The 16,661-nt window shown below is 36.1% G+C and carries 11 protein-coding genes, 1 tRNA gene and 8 pseudogenes; 7 read left to right on the top strand and 13 right to left on the bottom strand.

The features are described from left to right. Window positions 1-9 precede the first annotated feature (9 nt). Both terL and OOK85_RS06545 read right to left on the bottom strand, forming a co-directional pair. Window positions 10-537, bottom strand: a pseudogene (terL, locus tag OOK85_RS06550) (phage terminase large subunit); the annotation flags it as partial. Between the two features lie 27 nt (window positions 538-564). Continuing rightward, window positions 565-807, bottom strand: a pseudogene (locus OOK85_RS06545) (transposase); the annotation flags it as partial. A gap of 73 nt (window positions 808-880) precedes the next feature. Here OOK85_RS06545 and OOK85_RS06540 point away from each other — a divergent pair. Next, window positions 881-1,507 (top strand): annotated as a pseudogene (locus tag OOK85_RS06540) (IS5 family transposase); the annotation flags it as partial. 59 nt (window positions 1,508-1,566) lie between these two features. Here OOK85_RS06540 and OOK85_RS06535 read toward each other — a convergent pair. Beyond that, window positions 1,567-2,276, bottom strand: a pseudogene (locus tag OOK85_RS06535) (IS630 family transposase); the annotation flags it as partial. 61 nt (window positions 2,277-2,337) lie between these two features. Continuing rightward, a pseudogene (locus tag OOK85_RS06530) lies at window positions 2,338-3,096 on the bottom strand (WPE palindromic element domain-containing protein); the annotation flags it as partial. 81 nt (window positions 3,097-3,177) lie between these two features. Here OOK85_RS06530 and OOK85_RS06525 point away from each other — a divergent pair. Further along, window positions 3,178-3,930, top strand: coding sequence for an IS5 family transposase (locus OOK85_RS06525; RefSeq protein ID WP_264702853.1), 753 nt, complete (start codon window positions 3,178-3,180; stop codon window positions 3,928-3,930). Window positions 3,931-3,949: 19 nt separating this feature from the next. Here OOK85_RS06525 and OOK85_RS06520 read toward each other — a convergent pair. From OOK85_RS06520 to hflK, 5 genes and pseudogenes are all read right to left on the bottom strand, one after another. Then, a pseudogene (locus OOK85_RS06520) lies at window positions 3,950-4,201 on the bottom strand (hypothetical protein); the annotation flags it as partial. Window positions 4,202-4,280: 79 nt separating this feature from the next. After that, window positions 4,281-4,385 (bottom strand): annotated as a pseudogene (locus tag OOK85_RS06515) (WPE palindromic element domain-containing protein); the annotation flags it as partial. Window positions 4,386-4,502: 117 nt separating this feature from the next. Then, a pseudogene (locus OOK85_RS06510) lies at window positions 4,503-5,978 on the bottom strand (DegQ family serine endoprotease). A 3-nt stretch (window positions 5,979-5,981) separates the two neighbouring features. Beyond that, the gene (gene hflC / locus OOK85_RS06505) at window positions 5,982-6,854 is read right to left on the bottom strand and encodes a protease modulator HflC (RefSeq protein ID WP_182319521.1); all 873 of its coding nucleotides are present in this window, start codon (window positions 6,852-6,854) and stop codon (window positions 5,982-5,984) included. 2 nt (window positions 6,855-6,856) lie between these two features. Beyond that, complete coding sequence (gene hflK, locus OOK85_RS06500) at window positions 6,857-7,891, bottom strand: FtsH protease activity modulator HflK (protein WP_006279849.1); 1,035 nt, start codon at window positions 7,889-7,891, stop codon at window positions 6,857-6,859. Window positions 7,892-8,352: 461 nt separating this feature from the next. On the opposite strand from hflK, the gene OOK85_RS06495 reads away from it, so the two are divergent. After that, window positions 8,353-9,855, top strand: a complete 1,503-nt coding sequence (locus OOK85_RS06495) for an actin-bundling T4SS effector WalE1 family protein (RefSeq protein ID WP_264702889.1) — start codon at window positions 8,353-8,355, stop codon at window positions 9,853-9,855. Between the two features lie 81 nt (window positions 9,856-9,936). On the opposite strand, the gene OOK85_RS06490 is transcribed toward OOK85_RS06495, so the two are convergent. Next, complete coding sequence (locus OOK85_RS06490; RefSeq protein WP_264702189.1) at window positions 9,937-10,887, bottom strand: IS481 family transposase; 951 nt, start codon at window positions 10,885-10,887, stop codon at window positions 9,937-9,939. Window positions 10,888-11,402: 515 nt separating this feature from the next. On the opposite strand from OOK85_RS06490, the gene OOK85_RS06485 reads away from it, so the two are divergent. From OOK85_RS06485 to OOK85_RS06470, 4 genes are all read left to right on the top strand, one after another. Beyond that, complete coding sequence (locus tag OOK85_RS06485) at window positions 11,403-11,546, top strand: hypothetical protein (RefSeq protein ID WP_264702887.1); 144 nt, start codon at window positions 11,403-11,405, stop codon at window positions 11,544-11,546. Window positions 11,547-11,588: 42 nt separating this feature from the next. Continuing rightward, a complete protein-coding gene (gene cutA / locus OOK85_RS06480; protein WP_264338120.1) occupies window positions 11,589-11,924 on the top strand; it encodes a divalent-cation tolerance protein CutA in 336 nt (111 codons plus the stop codon). Then, window positions 11,915-11,989 (top strand) — tRNA-Gln (locus OOK85_RS06475). Before cutA ends, OOK85_RS06475 begins: the two co-directional genes overlap by 10 nt. A 201-nt stretch (window positions 11,990-12,190) precedes the next feature. Continuing rightward, window positions 12,191-12,583, top strand: coding sequence for a hypothetical protein (locus OOK85_RS06470; RefSeq protein ID WP_244263371.1), 393 nt, complete (start codon window positions 12,191-12,193; stop codon window positions 12,581-12,583). Window positions 12,584-12,598: 15 nt separating this feature from the next. On the opposite strand, the gene OOK85_RS06465 is transcribed toward OOK85_RS06470, so the two are convergent. From OOK85_RS06465 to recG, 3 genes are all read right to left on the bottom strand, one after another. Further along, window positions 12,599-12,886: a hypothetical protein gene (locus OOK85_RS06465; protein WP_065094527.1), complete on the bottom strand. Its 288-nt coding sequence runs from the start codon at window positions 12,884-12,886 to the stop codon at window positions 12,599-12,601. A 405-nt stretch (window positions 12,887-13,291) separates the two neighbouring features. Continuing rightward, a protein-coding gene (locus OOK85_RS06460) for an IS630 family transposase (RefSeq protein WP_264702431.1) occupies window positions 13,292-14,151 on the bottom strand; the annotation gives its coding sequence in 2 pieces (ribosomal slippage) (window positions 13,292-13,827 and window positions 13,827-14,151; 861 coding nt in all). Between the two features lie 484 nt (window positions 14,152-14,635). Continuing rightward, window positions 14,636-16,657: an ATP-dependent DNA helicase RecG gene (gene recG / locus OOK85_RS06455; RefSeq protein ID WP_264702883.1), complete on the bottom strand. Its 2,022-nt coding sequence runs from the start codon at window positions 16,655-16,657 to the stop codon at window positions 14,636-14,638. Window positions 16,658-16,661 lie beyond the last annotated feature (4 nt).

Below are 16,661 nucleotides of genomic sequence, written 5' to 3'. Positions count from 1 at the left end.
TTTATTAATCTAATCCACCGCTCTGAGCCACCCAAGTGTTTTATTAGGGTTAGGGCCAAAGTCCCTGACCCTGAAAGCACTGGTGTTAGTTTTTCTTGTCCATTGCAGATATTGCGCGGTACTATCCACTTGATCATCGTGGCGAGCTTCTGGGAACATTAAAATTTCGTACTCAAAATCATTGAGCCATACTGCTTGCTGTGGCAAAAAAACCCTGCCAGACTCTATCACCGGAACAATTTGATAAAATCGAGTGAGTTTGTCATTGTGTGGAATTATTTCGATAATGGGTAGATCGCTATTTGCCTTTAGCTCTTGTGTTAATTGTTGACCACTCGTTTTTGCTTCAATCAAAATTGCGTGTGGCGTCCATCTTGCAGCTAGTGACAGAACTTGCTCTTTAAGCTTTGGGTACTCAAGCTTTGCTCGATATACATCAAGTAAATAGAATTTATTATCTATTTTTGCCCAGGTGGTGCAGACGCTAAAGTCGCTGGAATCGTTTGTTGAAACTGCAGTGTCCCAGCTTTGAGTTATAGCTCTTTTCATAATAGTCCGGAAAGTTCATAGAAAAGCAGAATCAACAGCATGACGAAAAGATGTGAATAGAGGAATGTTTTTCCTAGCTCTGTTTTTTATAGCAAACCAATGATGCTCAATTTTGTTAAAATCGGGAGAATAAGGCGGTAGATATAAAATTTCTGCACCAACTCCTTTAGCAAGTTCAGTAATCTTATTAGACTTATGAAAAGTAGCATTATCAAGGATAACAGTTTGTCCAGGTTCCAAAATCGGTGTTAGGCTCTGTGGACAAAAAATATGAAAAGAGAGAAAAAGATGGTAGTTTAGCCTAATAGGTAAAAAATGGAGAAACTACCATATGCAATATTACATCAAAGAGGAAAATTGGAAACAAATTTTAGAGTTCATAAAAAGCGTAAAAGGAATGCACAGCAAAGATGAAAAACGTTTAAGAATATTCATAGAGGCAGTGTGGTACATAGTGCGAAGTGGTTGCCAATGGAGACTTTTACCAAAAACTTATGGTAATTACAGGAATATACATAAGCGATTTAAAAGATGGTGTGAAAGAGATGTCTGGAAAAAATTGCTTGAATATACTAAACAAGAGCCTGATTTAGAAGTTGCTATAATCGACGGTACGATCATCCGAGGCCATCCATGTTCATCTGGATATACAAAAAACTCCAAGGATCAAGAAGCTTTAGGGAGGAGCAAAGGTGGCTTTACAACTAAAATACATGCGCTTGTCGATGCACTTGGAAATCCACTTAAATTTACTCTGACTCCTGGTCAAAGAAATGAAATTACGCAGGCACAAGTGTTGACCGAAAGTATCTATAACTCTACTGTAGTAGCTGACAAGGGCTACGATAGCAATGCCTTTGTTACAAGTCTTGAAGACAAGGGATGTACAGTAGTTATTCCGCCAAAACGGAATCGAAAAGTGCAAAGGTATTACGATGAGCATATCTACAAAGAACGTCATTTGATTGAGTGTTTTTTTGGTAAAATTAAAAATTTTAGGCGCATTTTTCCAGATTTGATAAAACTGCTGAGGTTTTTATGGGTTTTCTCAATTTTGTTGGAGCTCTTGTATGGCTTCTCTAAAATTTTGTCCACAGAGCCTAGGAACTGCTCAAACCATTTATTAAAGATATCCATATTACAGTGGCCTTCAAATGTTAACGGAACAACTATTTTTCTGCCGTTTAAGGCTGCAATCATACTGATTCGTTGAATTTTTTTACCAGATTTTAGAGCATAAAACCGCTGTCCTTTCTGAGAATATCCATAGGGATAGTCTTCGGTATTATCAATACCAGATTCATCTATATATACTAAGTTTTGAGGTTCTTTTGTTGCTATAATTTTCAAAAATTCAGCACGTTTTTCTTCATTCCTTTCTTTGTATCCATATGTCTTTTTTTGCGTGTGAGTCCAATTTTTTTAAGAGCTCGATGAATCGTTGGGATACTAACATTACTCCAAAGCTTAGCCATTTCCGATAGAGTTTTTCCACCATGTTTTTTGGCAAATTCAGTAAATTTATTCCAGTCGGTAATTTTGTGATTATAACCTCCATTTCCAAGTTTTTTCGACTGAAAATCTCCTGTTTCTTTTTTTCTTTGCTGCCACTCCCATAATGTAGTTCTTCCAATTTTAAATCTTGCTGCTACCGTTTCTCTGCTTTCCCCTTCGTCTAGCACTTCCATTGCTTTTTTTCTTAAATCATAACTATATGCTGCTGGCATACTTACCTTCACTACTATAAACTCTTATTTTAACCCGTTTGGACCATTATGAAAAGAGCTATACATGTGAGAGATTATCAGGGAAATTTTTATAGCGCTTTAGCCACTCTTGTTTTATTATACCACTTGAAAGCGGCAGGGGGTTTTGTTGATATTGAGCAGCAAAAGCGTAACTCCCGAGTTCAACTTTTATCATCTCAACTTCTTCTCTTCCTCCCTCCAGGGGATATAATAACTCATTCTCTTCTCTTGAGTATAATACTCTTGCAGGTAGTGTCATTCCAGCACTTGATGCTGGAATCCAGTCTTTTGCGGTTGAATTTTCTGGATCCCAGTGTCTGGGCACTGGGATGACAGGAGGGGGGGTTGGAATGACACCAGTATGGTTATTAATTGAATAAATAACCTCCTTATTTTCAGAAATCATTGGCAAACAAATGTGATGCCATATGTTTTTTGGCTTGGATAAGAGGTGCCCAGTTAAGTCTTCCAGGTGGAGCCTATGCATCACAAGCACAATTACTCCTTTTTTTCTATCGTTGAGTCTCGTTACTAAAGTCTGATCGAACCAGTTTGTGGCACGTTTTCTAAATGTTTCACTCAAAGCTTGAGCAGGGTTAAGCGGATCATCCACAATAATAAAGTCACCACCTTCACCGGTTAATGTTCCTCCAACTGATGTTGCGATTCTAAATCCTCTCTGCACTGTTTGGAATTTATATTTAGTGTTCTGGTCTTTGGATAATTTTACCTCTGGAAACAGCTCTTTATACCAATCAGATTGCATTATGCACCTCGTATCAAGCGAATGTTTTTCACTAGGCTCTGTGGACAAAAAATATGAAAAGAGAGAAAAAGATGGTAGTTTAGCCTAATAGGTAAAAAATGGAGAAACTACCATATGCAATATTACATCAAAGAGGAAAATTGGAAACAAATTTTAGAGTTCATAAAAAGCGTAAAAGGAATGCACAGCAAAGATGAAAAACGTTTAAGAATATTCATAGAGGCAGTGTGGTACATAGTGCGAAGTGGTTGCCAATGGAGACTTTTACCAAAAACTTATGGTAATTACAGGAGTATACATAAGCGATTTAAAAGATGGTGTGAAAGAGATGTCTGGAAAAAATTGCTTGAATATACTAAACAAGAGCCTGATTTAGAAGTTGCTATAATCGACGGTACGATCATCCGAGGCCATCCATGTTCATCTGGATATACAAAAAACTCCAAGGATCAAGAAGCTTTAGGGAGGAGCAAAGGTGGCTTTATAACTAAAATACATGCGCTTGTCGATGCACTTGGAAATCCACTTAAATTTACTCTGACTCCTGGTCAAAGAAATGAAATTACGCAGGCACAAGTGTTGACCGAAAGTATCTATAACTCTACTGTAGTAGCTGACAAGGGCTACGATAGCAATGCCTTTGTTACAAGTCTTGAAGACAAGGGATGTACAGTAGTTATTCCGCCAAAACGGAATCGAAAAGTGCAAAGGTATTACGATGAGCATATCTACAAAGAACGTCATTTGATTGAGTGTTTTTTTGGTAAAATTAAAAATTTTAGGCGCATTTTTTCCAGATTTGATAAAACTGCTGAGGTTTTTATGGGTTTTCTCAATTTTGTTGGAGCTCTTGTATGGCTTCTCTAAAATTTTGTCCACAGAGCCTAAGCAACTTAGAATAACTTGCAACTATTATTCTTGCAGTTGGCTGATTTCCCAGTATCCATGCGGGCCACGCAACACTCACACATATGGACTTCATTGAACGCGGAGGCATATTGAATATTATGCGCCTTACTTCGCCAGCATTCGCTGCTTTCAGCCTGTCTGCTATGATTTTTATGTACTGATAATCATTATACTCACATCCCGGCACCACTGTTTGAAAGCACAGTTCAATGAATTTTAGAAAGTTCATGTTAGACCTCCTATAGTATATCACCCAAGTAACCCCTATGGTGTCATCCAAGTAGCCGACACTGGTTCCTTTATGACGGCGTCATGCAAGTAGCTGACACTGGAATCCAGTTTTTATTATACAGCTGCTCAATGTGCTCATTACAGTGAAGTTTCCAGTGTCTGGGCACTGGGATGACATCCTTTGGTTTTTTATATGGTTATGCAAGAAATCTAGTGTAGATTTTTATTTATTTTATAAGATTGAAGTGTTACAGTAGCGAGCTTACAACACTACTGTTTTGTAAATTTAGTGAATAAAATTACTTCTTCAACTTTATCGAAGTAAAGAATTGATTTCCATTGCGGTAAATGAGCAACATTATTGAATCTTTACCGTTTTTCTTTACTGCTGAATCAACTTGTTTTTGAAAATCATTAGTATTTTCTATATCGGTTCCATCTAATTGGATAATAATGTCTCATTTTTTAATACCACGCAGCGTGGCATTACTGTTACTATCTACATTGGTAACTATCACACCTTTTGTAGGATTACTTTCTTTTGATTCTTTTGGCAGGTTTGAAACAATTAACCCAGTTATGTGATCAGATGTTGATTTATTTTCTTCTTGATTATTACATTGACCATCATTTACAGATTCTTCAATCATAACCTTAATATTGACCTCTTTGCCCTTTCTAAGTAACTTAATTTGTACTTTTTTTCCAGGTTCAGTTCTTGAAACCATTTGAGGCAATTGTGTCATTCTATCAATTTTTTTATCATCAAATTCTAATAATATGTCACCCACCTTAATTCCACCTTTTTCTGCAGGACTATCCTTTACTATACTTGCAACCAGTGCACCTTTTGTATCTTTTAAACCCAAGGACTTAGCGAATTCTTTCGTTATAGGCTGAACTTGCACACCAAGCCAACCATGTTTTATTTTTTTGCCACTTTTTAATGTGTCAATAATTGACATAGCTAAATTAGATGGTATAGCAAAGCCTATACCCACGTTACCGCCAGACTCAGATGGGGAATAGATAGCGGTGTTAATGCCTATAACTTTTCCATTTAAATCAAATAATGGCCCTCCAGAGTTGCCTCTATTAATTGCAGCGTCGGTTTGAATAAATTCATTCATAGTGCCGATACTAATGTCTCTAGACCTTGCAGATATAATTCCTGTGCTTACAGAGCCACCCAAACCAAATGGGTTACCTATTGCCATAACCGTATCACCAACCCTTGCTTTATCAGAATCACCAAATGCAACAGAAGAAAGATCTTTATCAGAATGAATCTTAAGCACAGCAAGATCAGTTCTTGCGTCATAGCCTAAAACTTCTGCTTTAAAATGAGTATTATCATTCATAGTAACTGTGATATCTTGGGCGTTTTTAATAACGTGATAATTGGTTACTATGGTTCCATCTTTATCTATAATAAACCCAGAGCCAAGCAACACCACCTCTCTGTTAACACTAGGGCCCCTATCCATAAAAAACTGATCAAAGTGCTCAAAAAACTCTCTAAAATCATCAAAGAAATTATTTCTTGGCATAGGTGGAACTCTAGTTCTGCTATTATTTTCTTGTTTGATGATTTGTTCGCTTGAAATATTTACAACCGCAGGAATGAGTTCTTCCACTAAATCGGCAAGTCCTTGACCACATCTGCATGCAGGAGTGTTAGCATCAACAACTTTTTTTGCGTTCCAGTCGAACACATTAGTGTATGAAGAAAACGCAATTAAAAAACATGCAAATATAGATAAAATAATTTTCATAAACTATTTCCATCCTTTATTTAAAATATCTAAAAAGTTATTGTTTGGTGAAAGTACAAATTTAGTATTATTTTCGGCAAATGATTTACTGTAAGCGCTCATAGAGCGATAAAAGTTAAAGAACTCTTCATCGACCTTAAATGCCTCATTATAAATTCTAGTTGCTTCAGCATAACCACGGCCCCTTATTTCGTACGATTCTTTTACTGCACTAGAGATAATTTCCCTTTTTAATTTATCAGCTTTTGATCTAACTTCCTGCCCAGCTTGCTCTCCTTCTGCTCTAATTTCTTTTGCTTCTTTTTCCCTTTCAGTTTGCATACGGCGAAATATTGCAGAACTATTTTCTTCTGGTAAGTCTGCTCTCTTAATTCTTACATCTATTATTTCTATGCCAAATTTTTCAGCTTCAGAATAAACTCCACGCTGAATCAATTGCATAACCTCTGATCTTTTTTCATTCAACAAGCTAATCAACGAAAATCTGCCTATATTTTCTCTTATGTGTGCTTCTATAACCGGATATAATCTTCTAACCAGCCCTGATTCATTCCTCACAGCCTGGTAAAAAATAACAGGATTTGTTATTTTATATTTTGCATATGCATCTACTATAATACGTTTTTGATCCGCTGTTATCACTTCCCTTGGGATCTTATCAGGACTTAAATCTAAAACTCTTTTATCAAGAAACTCTACACTATTTATGAATGGTAACTTAAAATATAAGCCACTTTCCCTAACATCTCTTACAACTTTACCGAGTTGTATAACTATCGCTTGCTTTGTTTCTTGCACAACAAATATTGAATTAAATAAAACAATCAATAAAACAACAAATACAGAAACAAAAACAATTTTAATATTACTACTCATGGTTATTTTCCTAAATTCGTAAGAGGTAAATAAGAAAACATACCTTTCAGATCATCAGTTACAACAACTTTATCTACCTTACTGAAAATATTTTCCATAGTTTCAAGATAAATACGGTTCTTAACGAGAGAAGGATTCTGTCTATATTCCTCATAAAGAGATAAAAAGCGATTTGCATTACCTTTTGCTTCATTTATTACTTCATTTTCATATGCTTGTGCATCTAATTTTATCTTTATCGCTTCACCCTTTGCTCGAGGTATAATATCATTATTATAAGCATATGCTTCGTTTATAGTACGCTCTTTGTCTGCACGAGCACTTTGTACATCTCTAAACGAACTGATTACTTTTTCTGGTGGATCAATTTTTTTCATTTGAACAGATAAAATCTCTATGCCCATTTGGTATCCATCAAGAATCTGCTGCAATAGAATTCTAGTATCTCTAGAAATTTCTGGTCTGCCTTGACCAAGTGCAAAAGAGATCGTGTTTTTACCTATTATTTCTCTCATGGCACTTTCAGCAGCATTTTTAACACTGAAACCGGGTTTGTAATCCCGCACTTTGAATAAATAGTCCTTAGCATCTCTAACGCGCCATTGAACCTCGAAGTTAACGTTGACTATATTTTCATCTCCAGTTAGCATCACGCCTTCACCGCGATCTGTATCTCGCCCATAAGAACTACTTACCCCAATTTCTTCACGATTTACTTCCTTAACGTTCACTTTAAAAACCTTGCCAATAGGGTAGGGGAAGTGATAACGCAAACCAGGTGTTTCTGTATTAGAATATTTACCAAAGGTAAGTTCTATACTTTCTTCACTAGGATGGACAATATAAAAGCCAGTGCAAGCATAGAACAGCAAAATAATGAAAATGATGAAATAAGGTTTTTTGCCCCTGTTTCTGGTTAATCCATTAAGAAAGAACCTTATATCAGATACAGCTTTACTTAAAATATCTTCATTATTAGGAGTTTTGTTCCCTACCGGTTTCTTTCCCAGATTCCAAGGATTATTATCATCAAACATAATGATTGATTCTATAATTAATACGCTAATATTACTTCTTTAATAAGAAAATGCAAACATAAATTGCTATTTTATTTACAAATTAATCATCAGGATGGAAAACATGATCGTACACTTCCTTTTCTCTATGTAGTATGGTCGACTCTATGGAATTTTCTGGCTTTTTTTTGAATTCTTTATTGTCACTCTTTAAGTGCACTACGTCTTCGTGAAGGTGAGAATAATAATGAGATAACAAAACCATTATTATTAAAACTGCAATAATTAAAAGGGTGGGTATCCTTTTTGTGCACCTCATAAATACTCTAGCTCGAAGAGCCCTTAACCTAATTTTCCACACTATCAAAAAACACGTCAAGCAGAATTATTCAAAGACAAATGAATACTGGTAGCCAAATTAACACTAACTTAAGAATCGAGGGTGTACAATATAATATATTTAATTAATAGTGAGGTTAAAAATGCCAGGTAATAAAACAAATTTAGTTTCTAGTGGGAAGCAACAAAGTATATTTGCTGAAACTTTTAGTAAGTTATTCAAAGAGAATAAAGAGAGCAACATGTTTGATAGATTCTCTTCTTTGTCTTCAAAGGAAAAAATATTAGCAGTAAGTGCAGTAGGTGTGATGGTTGGTGCATTACTTCCATTTGTGGCAGTTGCTTTACCGGTTGCTGCAACAGGTGCAATAGTTGCCCTTACTCTATTTTTTGCTTATAAAGCAGTTGAATACACATTCAAAGGGCTCAAGTGGTCAGCTGAGAAAACAGTTGAAGGGGCGAAATATACTGCCGAGAAAGTTAAGGACGCGTCAGTATATACTGCAGAAAAAGCAAGAGAAGGTTATTATTCAGTAAAAGGAGCTATAAGTTCTGTGGGACGAGCAACAAGAGAGGGAGCTGGTGCTACGTTAGGAAAAATGGGGCGCAGTTTAAGTAATTTAAGTGAAAGTATGTCTAGTTTAGACGCCATCCCATATTCAATAGGTAATGAAGGTCAAACTGTTGTTTTGAAAACAGAAGAAAAAACAAGAAATTTCAATAGTGTAAAGGAGATGTTTATTAAGGAAGTTCTTGAAGACAAAGCCGTGAATAGCTCTGCTTTAACTAAGGAAATATTTTCTAAGCTGGGAGAAAAAATATTAGAGAAAGCTTACTCTGTTGATGGTCAATCAGGTTTCCAAAAGGACCAGTTGATCAATCAGTTGAAACAGCAAGCAGATTTTGTCAATAAATTAGACGCTAAGAAGTTGCAAAATTTGTTGTCTAAAGATAATAACAGTCTCTATGAAATTTTTTCTGAACATCACGATGAAATTAAGAGGATTGTTAAAGAGTGCAAAATAGAGCATAAACTTTCTAACTCTATAGAGAACCTTAATAAAGTGGCAGGAAAGTATAGTATCAGAGAAGGTGCAACGCAATCTATTGAAAACAGCTTGTCAAAAAGCAGTTCACTAGATTCTGTAAGGACTGATAGTACAGAGCCACCTATAAAAGTAGGAAATAGCACTTTTTACGTTGATACTCCTACTCCAATTGAGAATACTAATAAAACTGCAACAATAGGAGGAAGACCAGGAGTTGCACGACGTGGTAGTACTGGCAACCTTACTAGGGTAGGAACTCCAGAAGTATCAACTAGAAGTGCCTCATTGACTAACTTGAATGAGTTGAATGCATCTTCACAGAATTCTCTCAGTGAAGAGTTTGGCAGTAATCCTATTAGGGCGGATAATGAGGTCTGGTACGATGCTGTTACTACATTACCGGATAAAGGAACTCTAACTCACAGTAATTCTACTGATAGTGGAATGGGTTCTGGTTCTTCTACGCCAACAAGAAAACAAGTTCTTCCTTTTGACAGAGAACTCGAAGAAAAGTTGGCAAAACGACGCGCATCTCTAGATCAACCTAGTGCAGAACCTGTCAACTCAAGAGCTACAGCAACTCCAGGAACAGTGTAATAAGTAAAACTTCTACCTTCTCCAAAAGGATGTTACTCAATGAGTAACGTCCTTTTTTTGTTTTTAAACTATAGAAAAATCCTAGGTGTATGGTCCCAGAGTGTGATGGTGTGGATTTAGTATAAATAATTCTGGAGACTGTGTCCACTGATAACATATAAATTCATAAGGAGTAAGACCCTTAAGAGTTTTGAGTCTCTTTGCATAATTATAAGCCATAACAAAGTTATAAAGGTGTTCTTTAAGTTGCTGGTGCGATTGATAGTAATACTTCTTAACTGTAGCATCCTTTAAAGTTTTATTCATACGCTCGACTTGCCCATTCGTCCAAGGATGGCTAACTTTTGTCAAACGATGTTCAATAACATTCTCTTCGCAAACTCTATCAAATATATGTTGGAAAGCATACTTATGACGCTTCTGGTTTGTAAATTGTATACCGTTATCTGTCAAAATAGTATGGATTTTATACGGTAAAATTCTAATCAAATTACGTAAGAACTCAGCAGCTATGGGTTTTGTAGCACTGTTACGCAACTCAACATAGGTAAATTTGGATGTCCTATCAATAGCAACAAACAAATGTAATTTGCCCTCCTCAGTTCTAACTTCAGCAATATCAATATGAAAGTAACCGATAGGATATTGTTTGAATTTCTTTTTTGACTTAACTTCTCCATCAACAGTTGGTAATCTGCTAATGTTGTGTCTTTGTAAACAACGATGCAAGCTAGAGCGAGTCAAATGCGGAATTGTAGACTGCAGAGCGTAAAGGCAATCATCTAGTGGCAGTAGTGTATACTTGCGAAATGTAACTATTATAGCTTCCTCTTCTAGCGTTAAAACAGTCGATCTTGGACGCTTTGGACCCATATCAGCATCTTTCGTAAATGAACGTTTTCTCCACTTAATAATAGTTTTTGGATTAAGGTTATAATGCTTGGAGAGTTTTGCTATGCTCTCTTTTCTATTTTGTATTGCTCTACGAATCGTCTGTGTTGTTTTGGCGCACCCATGTAATATTTGTCCCATAACTCCTCCTTTGATGGTATTTTTTTCTCATATTTTATCATACCATCACACTCTGGGACTGTACACCTAGAGGTTGCCACTCTCTAAAATGTGAGACATACATTATCCCCGATGTCTAGGGAAGATGGAATTTAACCATCACAAAATCACGACTTTCGGGTCGCACCAACCGTATGAACATTGTGATTTCTTCACTAGGGAAGGTGTCATCCCAGTGCCTTGACTACTTGGATCCAGGAATTTTATTAAGTTGGGAAGCATAAAAGTAGCCGTTTTATGTTAAAATACAACATTTTGATGATTATGAAAAGGCTGGATTCCAGCGTCACGCGCTGGAATGACATGGTGAGGTGTCATCCTGCTGCTCCTTTCTTGCCATCCCAGGAGCCTCCTTTTTTTGTCATCCCAGTGCCCTCTCTTGTCATCCCAGTGCGTGACACTGGGATCTAAGTTTTTATGCAAAATTATTATATTTATATACTTGCAAATAGGTGCAATTTGGAATAATTTATATTGTGAAATTAAGAAATGAGATCCCAGTGTCACGCACTGGGATGACAAGAGAGGGCACTGGGATGACAGGGGAAGGAGGCACTGGAATGACAGAAGAGAGTGCTGGAATGACAGAAAAATCTCATCTATTTTCTCTTGATGAATAAATCTCGGTAGAGTATAGTAGCAATGCATTTATGTAGATTCTAATGAATAATTTAGTTTTGATTTATACAACTTTTTCAAGTTTGAAGGAGGCTAAAACTGTTTCTGAAGAATTGTTAAACGAGAAATTAATTGTATGTGTAAATATATTTCCCGAAGTGAATTCTCTGTATTTATGGGAAGGTAAAATTAGTAATAGTTGTGAAGTAGTGGCAATTATGAAGAGCAGGAATGATCAAGTTGATAAAATTGTAGAAAAAATCGAAGCAATGCATTCTTATGATCAGCCAGCTATTGCTGTGATGCCCATAGAAAAAGCAAATAAATCTTTTACTAATTGGGCTAATAGTGTTATTGATGTAAGTAGTATTGGGGTGTAGCCAAGTGGTAAGGCAGCGGTTTTTGATACCGCCACGCGAAGGTTCGAATCCTTCCACCCCAGCCATATTGAAGTGGGTGTGAAATGATATCACTTTTCTATAAATTAAGATTATTGAATTATATATTAGGTAGTCTAAAAGATATAATTGTGAAACTGTTTCTCTTCACAATGTATCTTTACACATTCAGCATTGTGCTCATGTTTCTCAGCAATGGTTTTTGGTATGCTGTAGAATTTTGCTCTTTCAAAAATGCGTTTTACCGTTTGTTTCAATATTGCAAGTGGTATTATGAAAATAGGGAAGATCTCGGTTACGGAATTTCTATTCGAATATTAGTGGCGTTTCTTACTCCGCATTTTCTCTATAAATTATTACTTGGCACAGGCTGGAAGTCCTTTTTAAAGGAAAAGATAATACAGATACTCAACACAAGAAGAAAAAAGGGTAGTGAGTTCAGTAACAGTAGCAAACCAAGTGGCAGTAGTTATAGTGATAAGAATAATTACAGCAATAACAGTGGTAACAATGAGCGTCAAGCTCAAGATGCAAAGCGAAAAGTAAACATGATAAAGCAGCTATTAATCAAAGATATAGAGGCAACTATAGATAGGAGATTGAATTATATTTTTTTCGGTAAAAGGAGTAAACCTCATTAAGTATATAAAAAGGCTTTATCTAGTAAGGCTTTTTAAGGTTGGCTGTATTTTATTTTTTACGTATACCGGATCACAATCAGCCAATATACATGTGTGCACAAAATCTTGACTAAAGTCTGACAACCAAGAAATTGCCTTACGTTTTTCTACCAAGCTTTCTGTTTTTTTACAGTTACTTGCTGCATCAGTCATCGCCTGCGCTATTACTGATTTCCACAGCAAATAATACCTTTGTATATCATCTGACGTACTATTTGTTTCATAGTGGTTAAAAAATTCTTTAAAATTGAAGTTGTTTAACATAATGATACCTCTTTGGATTGAAATTTGAATGATTTGAGTTTATGTTGCCACAGCAGATTCCGCTAACACGTAGCGGGATGACGATTGTCAGGGTGTAATTCCAGCGCCCCTATGATGTCATTCAAGTAGCTGACACTGGTTCCTTTATGATGATGTCATCCCAGTGCTTGACACTGGGATCCAGCCCTTCCATAATCATCAAAACATTGTATTTTAACGTAAAACAGCTATTTTTATACTCACCAACTTAATAAAATTCCTGGATTCCAGTGTCAAGCACTGGAATGACACCCTTTACGGGCTCTTAAATTGCAACTAATCTAAATATTTAAGAAATTTACCAAATGAAAAAAAAGGCAAAAGAAGTCCCGTAGTTATAGCTCTTTTCATAATAGTCCGGAAAGTTCATAGAAAAGCAGAATCAACAGCATGACGAAAAGATGTGAATAGAGGAATGTTTTTCCTAGCTCTGTTTTTTATAGCAAACCAATGATGCTCAATTTTGTTAAAATCGGGAGAATAAGGCGGTAGATATAAAATTTCTGCACCAACTCCTTTAGCAAGTTCAGTAATCTTATTAGACTTATGAAAAGTAGCATTATCAAGGATAACAGTTTGTCCAGGTTCCAAAATCGGTGTTAGGAACTGCTCAAACCATTTATTAAAGATATCCATATTACAGTGGCCTTCAAATGTTAACGGAACAACTATTTTTCTGCCGTTTAAGGCTGCAATCATACTGATTCGTTGAATTTTTTTACCAGATTTTAGAGCATAAAACCGCTGTCCTTTCTGAGAATATCCATAGGGATAGTCTTCGGTATTATCAATACCAGATTCATCTATATATACTAAGTTTTGAGGTTCTTTTGTTGCTATAATTTTCAAAAATTCAGCACGTTTTTCTTCATTCCTTTCTTTGTATCCATATGTCTTTTTTTGCGTGTGAGTCCAATTTTTTTAAGAGCTCGATGAATCGTTGGGATACTAACATTACTCCAAAGCTTAGCCATTTCCGATAGAGTTTTTCCACCATGTTTTTTGGCAAATTCAGTAAATTTATTCCAGTCGGTAATTTTGTGATTATAACCTCCATTTCCAAGTTTTTTCGACTGAAAATCTCCTGTTTCTTTTTTTCTTTGCTGCCACTCCCATAATGTAGTTCTTCCAATTTTAAATCTTGCTGCTACCGTTTCTCTGCTTTCCCCTTCGTCTAGCACTTCCATTGCTTTTTTTCTTAAATCATAACTATATGCTGCTGGCATACTTACCTTCACTACTATAAACTCTTATTTTAACCCGTTTGGACCATTATGAAAAGAGCTATAACTAGTTATTTATATGTACTTCAAAATATTGGCGTTTTTTATTCTAAACGCTGCAATTTAGCGACTTTTAAACTGCAACAGACCCTTAGCTTAAATGCTAAGAAATTTACTAAGCAGAAAAAAAGGCAAAAGAAACCCCGTGTTAGCTAGTTGTCACTCTCTAATCCTGCAAATCGGCGTACTATACTGTCTTAAACGACTTATAAGCGCGTTTCAGCTTATATAGGTAAAAACCCAGAAATATTGTGAAGACATAAGGTGCACATAGTGCAAAAAATTAAAAATAAGACGCCAACTACGTTGTTTTCTTGCTGTTTAATCTGCACAGATGAAGATAACTGAATACCTTCAGTATCATGATAAGGGGGCTGGCGAAGGGTGTCAAGTAAGTTTTTTCGTTTCTGCGGGTTACCTGATTTTCCTACTGAAATTTTGAAAAATGTAATCTACTTCTATATTCAAATATATCAAGCAGTAATTCAAAATCAGCCATTGCGCCTTTTGCGTTATTATACGCGAGATTGAGCAGCTCTTTGTCCTGATATAAATCAGCAAATTTAAATTCCATACATCCTGATTGTTTTGTGCCTAAAATATCTCCACTGCCTCTTAGCATCATATCCCTTTCAGCAATGTAAAATCCATCTTGTGACTCACACATGATCTTTAACTTTGAAGATGAGCTTTTACTTAAATTATCGTATAATAATACACAAAAAGATGGCTTGTTTCCTCGCCCTACTCTGCCTCTTAACTGATGCAATTGTGATAACCCAAATTGCTCTGCATTTTCTATAATCATGATGGTTGCATCTGGCACATCTATACCAACTTCTATCACAGTGGTTGCAACAAGCAGAGAAAATTCATTCCTTTTGAAGGAAAACATAACTTGATCTTTCTGCTCCTGAGTCAATTTTCCATGTATTATGCTAACTTTATCAAGAAATGTTTTTTGTAATTCCTGAAAACGCATCTCTGCTGCAGCAATATTGGTCTCTTCGTTTTCTTCTATATATGGACAAATCCAATATGCTTTTTCGCCCCTGTTTATAGCACCTTTTAGCTTTTCAATAACATCTGGCACCCTACTAATGTTCATAGTTACAGTTTTTATTGGCAATCTGGATTTTGGTTTTTCTTTCAAAATTGAACATTCAACGTCACCATACATAGCTTGCTGCAAAGTTCTTGGAATGGGAGTTGCAGTAACGAAAAGTATATCGGCATTTTCTCCTTTTCCTACCAAGCGATTTCTCTGCATCACTCCAAATCGCTGTTGCTCGTCTATGACTGCAAGCCCTAAATTTTTAAATGTAACGTTAGCTTGAAATAGTGCATGAGTGCCAATCACTATATTTAAAACACCACTTGCAAGTTCGTTCATAATAATCTTTCTTTCCTTGCGCGAAGTTTTACCAGTAAGCAGAGCAACTTTTATATCGGTACAGGATAAAACTTCCTCAATCCAATTATAATGTTGCTCCGCTAAGATAGTAGTAGGTGCCATTAGAGCTGCCTGCATGTTGTTTTCTACCACACTCAGCATCGCAAAAAGTGCAACTACGGTTTTGCCACTACCAACATCACCTTGCAGCAAGCTTATCATGCGATACTTGGATTTTTGTCTCTCTGAGATCTCATCTATTGCACGAGTTTGATCATTTGTTAATTGAAACGACAATTCATTTAAAACTTGCTCTTTATACTTACTCAATACTATAAATTCTCTTCCCCTTTCTTTCACATGATTTTTTCTTGCAAGTTTCAGCGCTAGCTGATACGCAAACAATTCATCATAAGCAAGCCTTTTTCTACAAACCTCGGCTTCCGCCAATGAGCTTGGTCTGTGCAACTTTATGATGCTTTCCCTCCAACTTAGCCATTTTTTTTGCTTGATTAATGTATCATCTATCCACTCTGGCAAATCAGGCAATTCTTTCAGGTTAGAGCTTATTATGTTCCCAATGCTCTTATTAGTAATGCCACGGCATAATTGATAGACTGGCTCTATGCGAGCTATTTCTTTAAATTGGTTGATGTCAAGCGACACGTAATCTGGGTGAGTAATCTGCCAATGTTCAGCAAACTTTTCGAGTTTACCACTGATGATTACAGAAGCTCCAATTGGAAATAGTTTATATAAATACTTAACTGAGTAATTAAAAAAGACTATGAATACATACTGACTCTCACTTTCAACAACTATTTTATATGGCCTACCTCTAAAAGTGGGTGGCTGATGCTCATAAACTTTTGCCATGAAAGTTGTAAATTCTCCAACTTGAGCATCAGGTAGCGGCTTACTTCTGTCTACATAACTAAATGGCCTATAAAATAGCAGGTCCACCACTTTGTCCCCACCACAAAGTTTAGGCAATATTGTGGAATGAAATTTAGGTATATTCTCCAGCCTGCTATTTAGAAAAATCTGATTGCTCATTGAG

The organism is Wolbachia endosymbiont (group A) of Volucella inflata (genome assembly GCF_947250665.1).
GTDB lineage: Bacteria > Pseudomonadota > Alphaproteobacteria > Rickettsiales > Anaplasmataceae > Wolbachia > Wolbachia pipientis.
The sequence above is the reverse complement of the archived record's forward strand: the minus strand, read 5'-3'. Positions and strand labels throughout refer to the sequence as shown.

Bases quoted from the DNA above. Each gene is read 5' to 3' on its own strand.
- hflK (WP_006279849.1), bottom strand. From the start codon at position 7,891: ATGTTTGATGATAATAATCCTTGGAATCTGGGAAAGAAACCGGTAGGG.
- cutA (WP_264338120.1), top strand. From the start codon at position 11,589: ATGAATAATTTAGTTTTGATTTATACAACTTTTTCAAGTTTGAAGGAG.
- OOK85_RS06495 (WP_264702889.1), top strand. From the start codon at position 8,353: ATGCCAGGTAATAAAACAAATTTAGTTTCTAGTGGGAAGCAACAAAGT.
- recG (WP_264702883.1), bottom strand. From the start codon at position 16,657: ATGAGCAATCAGATTTTTCTAAATAGCAGGCTGGAGAATATACCTAAA.
- hflC (WP_182319521.1), bottom strand. From the start codon at position 6,854: ATGAGTAGTAATATTAAAATTGTTTTTGTTTCTGTATTTGTTGTTTTA.
- OOK85_RS06490 (WP_264702189.1), bottom strand. From the start codon at position 10,887: ATGGGACAAATATTACATGGGTGCGCCAAAACAACACAGACGATTCGT.
- OOK85_RS06465 (WP_065094527.1), bottom strand. From the start codon at position 12,886: ATGTTAAACAACTTCAATTTTAAAGAATTTTTTAACCACTATGAAACA.
- OOK85_RS06525 (WP_264702853.1), top strand. From the start codon at position 3,178: ATGCAATATTACATCAAAGAGGAAAATTGGAAACAAATTTTAGAGTTC.